The organism is Pseudomonas sp. GD03903 (assembly GCF_029840045.1).
GTDB classification, from domain to species: Bacteria; Pseudomonadota; Gammaproteobacteria; order Pseudomonadales; family Pseudomonadaceae; genus Pseudomonas; species Pseudomonas pseudonitroreducens.
Window position 1 is genome coordinate 30,472 of record NZ_JAOCBT010000035.1, and the last position, 11,000, is coordinate 41,471.

The window sequence follows — 11,000 nt, forward strand, 5'->3', positions numbered from 1 at the left end:
CTCAGCAACCCGCCGCTTGCGCACCCATGCAGGTGGACTGCCGGGGCAGGCCGCGCAGGGCGTCGTAGAGGTTGATCAGGATCGGGTAGACGGCGTCCGCGCCGCTGCCGACCTTCGGGAAGTTGGCGAAGGCGCCGGACTGGGTGTTGACGAAGTTGCCGGCGTTGGCCAGGTCCTGCCAGGGCACGTTCTGGTTCTGCAGGGAGAAGAAGATGCCCTGGGCGCCGGTGTTGATATCGGTGGAGCCCGGCTTGCCGATGTAGATGGTCTTGTAGTTGGTCAGGTCGAAGCAGGTGGTCAGGCCCAGCGCCTGGCAGTTGCTGGTGGTCGACAGGGTCGGGATCAACGAGGCGATCAGGCCGCCGGCATCCGAATGCAGCGAGTCGCCCTTGGCAATGCCGATCTGCTCGGCGCGGTTGATCGGCTGGCCGTTGATGGTGGCCTCGCCGGTACCGCGCTTGAGCAGCACCACGTCGGCGTATACCGGGGTGTCGCCGGCTACCGCCAGGGCAAGGCAGTTGATGATGTTCGGGCAACCATTGCGGGTGTAGTAGTCGTAGGCAATGGAGGCCGGGCCGTAGATCTGCCCCTGCAGGTTGCCGGTGATCGACAGGATGTCGCCGGAAAGATCGCCTTGCGCCTTGCCGAAGCCGACCCGTGCGCCCACCAGTTGACGCACCCCGTTGTTGGTCTGGAAGGCGAACTCGACGTAGGGGTCACGGATCTGGAACGGCACCACCTTGGCATCGGGGGAGTTGGCGTTGTCCACCCGGCCCAGGGCGAAGTTGTTGATCAGGATATCCGCCGGCTGGCCGGAGACGGTGGTCGAGCCCGTGCGGCTGTAGTTGCCCAGGCTCAACTGGTCGATATTGGTCAGCAGGCTGACGTCGGCGCCGAAGTTCAGCCGGGTGTACTGGTAGTTCTGGTAGGTGGAGGCGTCGACGGTGAGCATCGCACCCTGACCGGAGATGGCGGACAGCTCTTCATCGTCCATCGACTGCATGCGCGCCTGGGCGGAAAAGGCCAGCAGGCCGCCGCAGAGCAAGGCAAGGGCACGCATGAGCGGACCGGAGGACTGACGCATGGCACTCTCCTTTCCTGGCCCCCTTTTGGCGGGTGCCTGTTGTTATTCGTCGGGCGTATCGGCTCGTGGAACAGGGCGAGACTCGGCGCCGTGATGCCACTATAGGAACTCACCCGCCACGGCGGGCCGACCCATAGTCGAGTAAATCGCTGCAAACGATAGAAGAGGAAAGGAATGTCCGGGCCGGGTTGTTACCCATCGTCACACCCGGGTGACAGCCTGTCGCAGCGAAAGGCTCACTGATGACGGAAAAGGCCGATCAGGTGCTCGGCGATCGCTCCCTTGATGGCATCGAGGTTGAGCCGCGAATGAGCCTGCAGCTTGGCGATGTTCAGGCGGTGCAGGTGCAGCGACGGCATGCGTGCCTCGTACTCGCGCAAGTCGCCCTTCACCAGCACCGGCAGGAAGATGTCCCCGCGCATGCGGTAACGGTTGATCAGCAGCTTCAGGCCATCCTGGAAGGGCAACTCCCGCGAGGCGACCAGTCGGTGCTCGCCGGGAATCTTCAGGTACAGCCCGCTGTAGCCCATGGTCTCGCCGGGCAGGATGTGGATGCCGGTGGGCTCCACCGCATCGCCGGGGATGTCATGGAAGGTGTCGAACCAGGCCTGCTCGTCCGGCAGGATGGTAATGCCGCCCTCCTGGCTCTCCGGAATCACGAAGCTGTAATTGCTGTACAGCTTCTCGACATACGACGAATAGATGCACAAGCGATTCTCGAAGCGTTGCAGGAAAGCAATGGCTTCGTTGCGATCGGTGATCGCATCCAGGTCCCAGTCGAGGTCGTTCTGGCGTTCCAGTTCGGCCCAACGGGCTTTGGCGAGTGCGGCGTCGTAGGTCATCTGCGCTGATCAGACTCTGATTTCTAGGTCTCTGAATAAAGACTTTGGCAAAAAACTTGCCAGAAAATTCAGCCATTTAGCCCTGATTTTCCGTGAGATGCGTCACACGGACGCTGCTCGTGCCGTCGCAATCTGACGCGTTTCGTCACCCTGTCGGCCAGGGGTAGACCTTTGCAGTACAATCGCTCCCTTTGTTCATTCCGGGCCCAACCAAGCCGATGATCGACCCACGACGCGTACTACGCGCCCTCGCTGAACACTGGGTGCTGCTCGAACCGCTGTGCGAGCGCTTCGACGCCGGCACCCTGAGCCTGGTGGAGCTGCGCATCCAGCTCACCAGCCAGTTGCCCGACAGCACCCCGGTGGACATCACCGCCCTGCTCGACCAGTGGGTGCGCCTGGATATCCTCGTCCCGGTGGCCAAGAGCCCCAACCGCTTCGAGCTGAACGCGCAGATCCACGACTTCCTCGCCTACCTGCGCCAGGAACACCGCCTGGGCCTGTGCCTGGAGATCGAAGCCTACCTGCGCCACCTGGAACGCCTCGCCGGCTACATCCGCGAAGCTTTCGAGGCCCGCGACGGCAACGACCTGGCCCGACAGCTGCGCCTGCTCGACATGCGCGTACGCGACGTGCTGAAGAAACTCGCCAACGACGAGCAGGCGCTGGTCGCCGTGGCCGATCGGGCGAAGACCCAGGACCGGCAGATTCCGCTGCGCCAGCGCTACGCGGAAGTCCTGGCGACCTGGGACGAATACGTCGAGCCGATGATCCAGCTGGTTTCCGCCGACGGCGCCTTCGAACAGGGTGTGCACCGCGTGGAACAGGTGCTGCTGCGCCTGCTCAGCGAACAGGCGCGTCTCGGCCAATTGGTCGACGACGACCAGTTGCTGCGCACCCACGCGCGCATCCTGGAAATGCAGACCACCGCCCAGCTCACCCTGCGCCGCGCCCGCGAACTGCTGCTGCCGCTGCGCGAGGAAGCGCGCCGGCACAACGCGATCACCCGCGGCGCCGCCCTGGCGCTGTCGGTCATCCGTCGCAAGGGCATCGACGCCGTGCCGCAGGCCGCCATGCCGATGTTCACCCGGCCGCAGAGCAACTTCCTCGGCACCGCATCGCAGGTCGAGAGCTACGTCTTCGCCCTCGCCAACTTCCAGCCCAAGCCTGCGCATTTCCCCAAGGCCAGCGGCAATCGCAAGAGCGACGGCCCGCAGCGCTCGCCACGCACCGCGCGGGAAATGCTCGACCGCTGCCAGGCCGCCCTGCCCCTGCCGGACCTCATGCAATGGCTGCTGGAGCAGGAGCCCGAAGGCGCCACCGACGAACTGCTCTACTGGTTCTCGCGCCTGTCACGCGATGCCCGCTTCCAGCGCGACCGCCTCGAGCGAGCCCAATACGACACTCTCCAGCACAGCGTCAGCCTGTGCTCCTTCGCCCTGATCGCCGGCCCGACCGCTGGCAAGGACAGCAAGAGCGAATCGCATGCAGATTAATCTCACCGAAATGACCCAGCTCGCGCCGATCTTCCGCGAGCTCTTCAAGGGCTTCCACATCAGCCGCCGCGACCCGGAGCTGTACAGCCAGCTGTCCAACCAGCAGGACGCCTACCGCGCGCTGTTCCGCAGCCTGGGCTACGAACTGGTCTGCGATACCCGCGGCTTCTACTACTTCGTCCCCGAGCAGACCGGCGCCCAGGTGAACAAGACTGCCCAGCGCCTGGCACTGTTCACCTTCATACTGGTCGAGCACCTCGCTGACCAGGGCCGCGACCCGCTGGCCGTGCTCGACGGCGGCAGCATCGGCCGCGACGAGTTGCCGCCGCTGCTGGAGAAGTACCGCGACCTGTTCCTGCAGGCCGAAGTGACCACCCAGGAAGAACTGGAAGAGAAGGTCATGCGCCGCCTCACCCAGCTCGGCTTCGCCGCCGAGGACAATGGCGTGTACCGCTTCCTGCCGCCGATCCACCGCTTCCTCGACGTCTGCCTGTCGGTCCAGCAGGACCGCGACCTGGCCAGCAACCTGCACGCCAGCGAAATGCAGTTCACCGCGCCCGCGCTGATGGAAGAAGACGATGAGCCGGTAGTGATCCTCGAGTCCTACGCCAGCGAACCGCTGGAAGACAGCGAAGACGCCATCGTGGTGATCGACGAACCCGCTGCCGTCGCGGCAGAAGAGAGCGAAGAAGACGCCCTCGCCCGCGCCATCGCCGAAGAACAGGAGGCCCAGGCATGACCCAGGAACGCTACGGCATCCGCCGCTTCGCCCTGCTCAACACCGCCGGCTACAGCCTCGGCATCTTCCCGCTGGAGCAGCCGCTGTCGGTGTACGGCGCGAACAACCTCGGCAAGTCGGCGTCGATCAACGCGCTGCAGTTCCCGATCCTCGCGCGCATGTCCGACATGAGCTTCGGCAAGTACAGCCTGGAAGCCTCGCGCAAGTTCTACTTCGCCACCGACACCAGCTACATCCTCATCGAACTTGACCTGCCCAACGGCCGCCATGTGATTGGCGTCGGCGGCCGCGGTCCGGGCGGCGGCTTCGGCCACCAGTTCTTCGCCTACCAGGGCGAGCTGGACCTGGAGCATTACCAGAAGAACGGCACCTGCCTGCGCCTGCGCGAGCTGTACGCCAACCTCGAGCGCGAAGGCATCAAGTCCTACGAGCTGAAGCCGGACGAACTGCGCCGCCTGCTGGTTGGCGGCCACACCTCGATCCCGCTGGACCTGACCCTGATCCCGCTGCGCAGCACCAGCGAACAGAGCCTGAAGACCTTCCGCTCGCTGTTCATCAACCTGCTGCACATGCGCGAGATCACCGCCGCCAAGCTCAAGCAGCTGTTCCTCGATGCCTTCGAGCACAGCCTGCGTTCGGGCAGCGTCGACTACATCGCCGCCTGCGAAGAAGCCTTCCGCGACGTACGTCGCATGGAGGGTGACTACCAGGCCCTGGTCGCCGCCGGCCCGCTGGTCGAGGCCCTGGCCAACGGCGTGCAGCAGCGCGAACTGCTGCGCGGCAAGATGCACCGCCTCTCGCCGCTGCTGGATAACCTGCTGGGTACCTGGGAAGACTACTCCGGGGCGCGCAAGGAAGAGCTGGTCATCCAGGCCGAGCACTACAAGCGCGAGCAGGACGGCCTGCAGAACGAGCAGCGCGGCAGCACCGCCGAGCTGATGCGCCTGGAGCGCGAGATCAGCGAGATCCAGCGCTGGATGGGCGAACTCGCCGTGCTGAAGAATCGCTTCGCACTGGTCGACGACGTCAAGGTACTGGAGCAGCAACTGCTCGCCGCCAAGGACGCCCACGACGAACTGGCCGGCGCCCTGGCGCACTCCCGGCAGTTCTCCAGCGAAGACCTGGAAGAACGCATGCGTGACCTGGAAAAACGCCTGAAGGGCGTTCGCCAGCAGCTCGAACATGCCGACAACAACAGCTACGCCCGCCTGCGCGAAGAATTCTCCCAGCAGGACGTCGAGCGTCTGATGCGCCTGTTCAACGGCGCGCTGTTCAGCCTGCCGCTGGGCGAAAAGGGTGTGGACCTCGACGAAGCCGGACAGTGGGTCGGCAGCGTCGAGAAGATCCTCGATGCCTTCAAGGGCGAGCGCTTCGAAGTGCCCGGCCTCTCCATCGACATCTCCACCATCGAGCCGCCGGCTCTGCAGGCGCTGGCCGACCGCGCCGCGCTGCGCGACCAGAAGGAACGCCTGGAGAAGGAGCTCAAGCAGCTCAAGACCCAGCAGGCCGTCGCCGCCGACCGCAATGCCAGCAAGGCCCAGGCGGACAAGCTGTACCAGGACGTGCTCGATGCGCAAAAGGCGCTGGAAGACTTCCGCCGCAGCCAGACATTGAACGCCGAAGAGCCCGCCAAGCTGGAGCAGCTCGCCCAGTTGGAAGCCACCCAGGACGAACTCAAGCGCTCCGCCGACGCCTTCACCGAACGCGTCCAACAGCTCTCCGCCAAGCTGCAGCTGATCGGTCGCCAGCTCGCCGACATGGAAGCCAAGCAGCGCACCCTCGACGACGCCCTGCGCCGCCGCCAGTTGCTGCCGGCCAACCTGCCCTTCGGCATCCCGTTCATGGACCCGGTCGACGACTCCATGGATAACCTGCTGCCGTTGCTCAACGACTACCAGGACACCTGGCAATCGCTGCAGCGCGTGGACGGCCAGATCGAAGCGCTGTACGCCCAGGTGCGCCTCAAGGGCGTGGCCAAGTTCGACAGCGAGGATGATCCCGAGCGTCGCCTGCAACTGCTGATCAACGCCTACGCGCACCGCACCGACGAAGCCATGACCCTGGCCAAGGCGCGCCGTGCTGCCGTCACCGACATCGCCCGGACCCTGCGCAACATCCGCAGCGACTACGACAACCTGGAACACCAGCTGGCGCTGTTCAACCGCGAGATCAACAAACGCCAGGTGTCGAACCTGCAGAGCTTCCGCATCGTGCTGGCGCCGAACAAGGACGCGCTCAAGCACATCGACCAGATCATCCACAGCGCCGGCCAGTACGAAGAGGGCGAGAACCTCTCCGTCTTCGACCTGACCCAGAGCGCCGAGCAGGATGCGAAGAACGAGGAAGCCAAGGACTACCTGTCGCGCCTGGTGGCAGCGAACAACAACCAGCTGGGCCTGAAGGACCTGTTCGAGCTGGCGTTCGAGATCACCAAGATGGGCGGCCAGCCGATCATGCACACCGACATCGACGGTGCGGCATCCAACGGCACCACCATGACCATCAAGGCGCTGACCAACATGTACCTGTTGCTGCACCTGATGGACCGCGAGCAGGCCGGCCGCGTGCGTCTGCCCTACTACCTCGACGAGGCGGCAGATATCGACGAACGCAACCAGTCGGCGCTGCTGGAGACCAGCCTGCAGCTGGGCTTCGTGCCGATCCTGGCGAGCGTGAAGCCGCAGGTCTCGGCGCAGGTGGCCATCGACCTGGAAGGCGGCAGCGGCCCCAACGGCATCTACATCGACGAGGCAGACTGGAAGTACATCCGTCGCCGGGACACTGAAAAGGCTGCGCACAACGACGTGGAAGCCAGCGCCGAGCCGGCGTGATGCTCTCGCAGCGTTAACGAAAAAGCCCCGCGATGCGGGGCTTTTTCCTTTCCAGCTGAGCCCCCCTTGTAGAAGCGAGCTTGCTCGCGAACCGCATGACACCGAAGCCCATTTCGCAGGATGGGTGGGGCCTGCGATAGCCATGCCGCCCCGAACGACGATGCTGATGGGTATCGCTGCGCTCCACGCCATCCTGCAAACGCTGCTCGCGCTTCCGCCAACCCCAGGGAATGAAAAGGGCCGCTGCTGCGACCCTTTTCTGTGCGGCTTAGCTCAGTTCGCCTTGCCCAGCGGAATCTTCGGCGCCCAGTCCAGCCACTCGTCGTTGGCCTCGTCGAACAGAGCGAACGTCTGCCCCGGCTTGGCCGGTGGCCCCATGTCGGTGTTGTTCGGCGTCGCAAAGGCCACTCCACCAGCAAGGATCGTCTCCATCGATTCGGTGCGCACCTTCACCCCCTTGAACAGGCCGGCATCCACGCCAAAGCCACTGGTGTTCCAGAAGCGGCTGCCGGTATGCACCAGCGGCGCATAGCGCGGCTCGATGAGGATGTGGATCAGCACGCGGTCACCGGTCTCGCCCAGTTCAAAGGAGGTCACCTTGCCGACCTGTACTTCGCGGTAGGTCACAGGGACACCAGCCTTCAGCGAGCCGCGCCGGGCAGCACTCAGCGTCAGGCGCAGGCCGTCAGCGTCCAGCAGTCGATTGGGTTCGCCGTCGAGCAGGTTGAAACTCGATTGCGCCTGCCCCGCCTTGGCAGCTGGCAGAACCTCGATGTACTGCCCACTGACAATAGTGCCCAGGTTGCTGACACCGGCCAGCCCGACTTGCGGCCCCACCACCCAGAAGCGCGTACCCTGGCGGGCGATACGATCCGCCGCACGAGTCAGGCGTGCCTTCAACTGCACTGTCTGCAGGTCCTTGCTCAACTCGACCTGCTCGACACGGCCGACCTCGAGGCCCTTGTAACGCAGCACCGTACCTTCCTTGAGGCCATCGGCCGAGTCGGCACGCAGGTCGATCAGTTGGCCCTTGAGATGCGCATCTTCTTCACTATCGAACAGGGCGAATCGGCGCACCTTGGTCACCGGCGGTGCCTTCGGGTCGGGCGTATCGAAGGCGATACCGCCAGCGATCAGCGTCTGCAGCGACTCGCTCTTCAGCTTGATGCCGTCCAGACCACCGCTGATGGTGACGCCGCTGATATTCCAGAACCGCGACGAGGTGTTCACCAGCTTGGCGTACTCCGGCTCGATATGAGCGCCGATGATCAGCCGCGATGGGTCACGACGGGAGAGCTGGTAGCTCTGCACACTGCCCACCTTCATCTGGCGGTAGAGGATCGGAGTACCCACTTCCAGCGAACCCAGTTGATCGGTGGTCAGCACCAGATGCAGACCCGGTGAGTCGAGATTCAGCGGCGGCGCTTTGGGCCGGATGACAAAATCGCGGGTCGGGTCGCCGCCACTGGCAAAGCGCACGTTGAGGTAGTTGCCCTTCACCAGCGCTTCCAGTCCGGTGATACCGGCCAGCGAAATACTCGGCTTGACCATCCAGAACTCGGTCTTGCTGTTGAGGAACTCCTCGGTACGCGGGTCCATGGACAGGGTGGCAGTGGCGCCGTTGAAGTCCTTGTCCATATCGATGCTCTTCACCGTGCCGACCTGCACGCCGTTGTACATCACTGGAGTGCTGCCGGGAGTGAGGCCGCTGACGTCGCTGACCTTCACCTTGACGCTGAGGCCGGCCTGGGCCGCATCGAAATCCTCATACAGACGGAAGGGTTTGGTCGGGTCGGTGGGCGGGCTGTCCGGATAGTTCTCCGGCGTGGCGAAGGCGATACCGCCGGCAGCGATGCTCGCAAGCGACTCGGTGCGCAGCTTGAGGCCGCTCAGGCTACCGGACAGGGTGATGCCGCTGGCATTCCAGAAACGCGTGTGCTTGCGCACCAGGTTGGCGTAGGCCGGCTCGATGTGAACCTTGACCTCGATGGTCTTCTGGTCCGCCGCCAACTGATAGCTCTTCACCTGCCCGACCTGGATCTGCCGGTAATAGATCGGGCTGCCCTGCTCCAGGGAGCCCAGGCGGTCGGCCTTCAGGGTCAGGTGCAGACCTGGCAGGCTATCGGAAAGCGGTGGCGGTTCCTTCAGTGCGACGAAGTCCTTTTCCTGCTCCCCCTTTACCGGATCGATGGCGATGTAGTTACCCGACACCAGCGTTTCCAGCCCGGTGACACCAGCGATCGAAACGCGCGGTTTGACCAGCCAGAAACGCGTGCCCTTGCTGAGGTACTCAGCTGCTTCCTTACGCATCTCCACGGTCGCCGTCACGCCCAGGGTCGGCTTGTTGACATGCAGGTCGACCACCTTGCCGACACCGATGCCCTTGAAGATCACCTCGGTCTTGTTGGCCTGGATACCCTCACCGCTCTCGAACTGGATGTTGATCATGATCCCCGCCTGGTCGTAGGCACGCCAGGCCAGCCAGGCTCCGATCGCCAGTGCGATCAGCGGCAGGATCCAGATTGCCGACCAGTTGGTGGTCTTGCGCATCTTGGGGGTAGGGAGATCACTCATCGTCGTTTTCCGCGTCCGTGTTATCCCAGATCAGCCGGGGATCGAAAGTCACTGCAGCCAGCATGGTGAGCACCACCACACAGGCAAAGGCGGCCGCGCCGAGGTTCGCCTCGATACTGGCCAGGTTGCCGAAATTTACCAACGTCACCAGGATCGCGATGACGAAGATGTCGAGCATCGACCAGCGGCCAATCCACTCGATGAAGCGGTACATCACGTTGCGTTGCAGGGCGGAAAGCGGCTGTCGCCGCTGCACCGAATACAGCAGCAAGGCGATACCGATGAGCTTGAAGGTCGGTACCAGAATACTGGCGATGAACACCACGGCAGCGATGGGCAGCATGTCCGCATTGATCAACTCGACCACCCCTTCCATGATCGTCGCCGGCATGCCGTTGCCGAGGAAGTTGACCGTCATGATCGGCAGCAGGTTCGCGGGAATGTAGAGGATTGCTGCAGTGATGAGCAGCGCCCAGGTCCGAATGATGCTGTTGGGCCGGCGCTCATGCACTACTGCGCCGCAGCGGCGACAATGGGTTTCATCGTCCTCTTCGCGGCGATTGAGTTGGTGGCATTCGCCACAAACCACGATTCCCGCATCAATGGCTCGCATCGTCGAACTCCCCCGAAAGCTCGCCCCAGACCTGATGGTGGGACATGGTGACCTCCAGCCAGACCTGGGTGAACAGCAGGCCCACGAAGCAGGCCAGGCCAATGCTGACGTGCAACTCCGCCATGCCGATCAGTTTGACGATGGAAACCAGAATGCCCATCAGATAAACCTCGAGCATCCCCCACTCACGCAGGTGCTGATAACCGCGCAACAGCAGCATGCCGTGCTCACGCAACGCCTTGTAGCGGATGGATAACAGCACGAACAACTGGCAAAGCAGCTTCGCCAGGGGGATCACCATGCTGCACAGGAACACCAGGGCGGCGACGCCGGCCATGTTCGAGTGATACAGACCGACGACGCCGCTCCAGACGGTGTCCATGCTGGTCTGGCCCAGGATGGTGATGTGCATGATCGGCAGGAAGTTGGCCGGGATGTACAGGATCAAGGCCGTCAGCACCAATGCCAGTGCGCGACGGACCATGTGCGGACGGTGGATTTCCAGCTCGTATCCACAGCGAGGGCATACGGAACGGTGCCCGAGAGGAACGGGCTCGCGACGCATCAGCAGGTCGCACTCGTGGCAAGCCATCAGCTCTTCCAGAGGCAGATCCCGCAAGGCATCTCCTTCAATGTCGGGCATGTAGGAACTCAGGGAAAATTTGAAGCTATTGTAGACGACGCAACCGCGTCTCCGGTGCCCGATCAATGCCTCGAATTTCATGGAGAAAGCTGCCTGGGACGCAGCTCTCCACGATGCCTGTCGTATACCTGGGCTGCATACGGCAACTTCAGAATTGCCGGACTTTATTGCCGCGCAA

The 11,000-nt window shown here is 63.6% G+C and carries 8 protein-coding genes; 3 read left to right on the forward strand and 5 right to left on the reverse strand.

What is annotated here, in order from left to right; translation table 11 throughout:
* Position 1 precedes the first annotated feature (1 nt).
* Both N5C91_RS30660 and N5C91_RS30665 read right to left on the reverse strand, forming a co-directional pair.
* On the reverse strand, positions 2-1,084 hold the full coding sequence (locus tag N5C91_RS30660; RefSeq protein ID WP_236199297.1) for a hypothetical protein: 1,083 nt from the start codon (positions 1,082-1,084) through the stop codon (positions 2-4).
* A 236-nt stretch (positions 1,085-1,320) separates the two neighbouring features.
* Positions 1,321-1,926, reverse strand: coding sequence for a hypothetical protein (locus N5C91_RS30665; protein ID WP_192292447.1), 606 nt, complete (start codon positions 1,924-1,926; stop codon positions 1,321-1,323).
* A 218-nt stretch (positions 1,927-2,144) separates the two neighbouring features.
* Between N5C91_RS30665 and mksB the strand changes: the two genes are divergently transcribed.
* Genes mksB through mksF form a run of 3 tightly spaced genes read left to right on the forward strand, consistent with a single transcriptional unit; the run spans position 2,145 to position 6,992 of the window.
* The gene (gene mksB / locus N5C91_RS30670) at positions 2,145-3,422 is read left to right on the forward strand and encodes an Mks condensin complex protein MksB (RefSeq protein ID WP_024766610.1); all 1,278 of its coding nucleotides are present in this window, start codon (positions 2,145-2,147) and stop codon (positions 3,420-3,422) included.
* The gene (mksE, locus tag N5C91_RS30675) at positions 3,412-4,161 is read left to right on the forward strand and encodes an Mks condensin complex protein MksE (RefSeq protein ID WP_236199296.1); all 750 of its coding nucleotides are present in this window, start codon (positions 3,412-3,414) and stop codon (positions 4,159-4,161) included. Before mksB ends, mksE begins: the two co-directional genes overlap by 11 nt.
* Positions 4,158-6,992 (forward strand): Mks condensin complex protein MksF, encoded by a 2,835-nt coding sequence (gene mksF, locus N5C91_RS30680; RefSeq protein ID WP_236199295.1) that lies wholly within the window; start codon positions 4,158-4,160, stop codon positions 6,990-6,992. Before mksE ends, mksF begins: the two co-directional genes overlap by 4 nt.
* A 273-nt stretch (positions 6,993-7,265) precedes the next feature.
* Here the strand turns inward: mksF and N5C91_RS30685 are convergent, their stop codons facing one another.
* Genes N5C91_RS30685 through N5C91_RS30695 form a run of 3 tightly spaced genes read right to left on the reverse strand, consistent with a single transcriptional unit; the run spans position 7,266 to position 10,822 of the window.
* Entirely contained in the window at positions 7,266-9,566 is a 2,301-nt protein-coding gene (locus N5C91_RS30685) for an MlaD family protein (protein WP_236199294.1), read from the reverse strand.
* The gene (locus tag N5C91_RS30690) at positions 9,559-10,179 is read right to left on the reverse strand and encodes a paraquat-inducible protein A (protein WP_236199293.1); all 621 of its coding nucleotides are present in this window, start codon (positions 10,177-10,179) and stop codon (positions 9,559-9,561) included. Before N5C91_RS30690 ends, N5C91_RS30685 begins: the two co-directional genes overlap by 8 nt.
* Positions 10,166-10,822, reverse strand: coding sequence for a paraquat-inducible protein A (locus N5C91_RS30695; protein ID WP_236172999.1), 657 nt, complete (start codon positions 10,820-10,822; stop codon positions 10,166-10,168). The genes N5C91_RS30690 and N5C91_RS30695 overlap by 14 nt, the downstream gene beginning before the upstream one ends.
* Positions 10,823-11,000 lie beyond the last annotated feature (178 nt).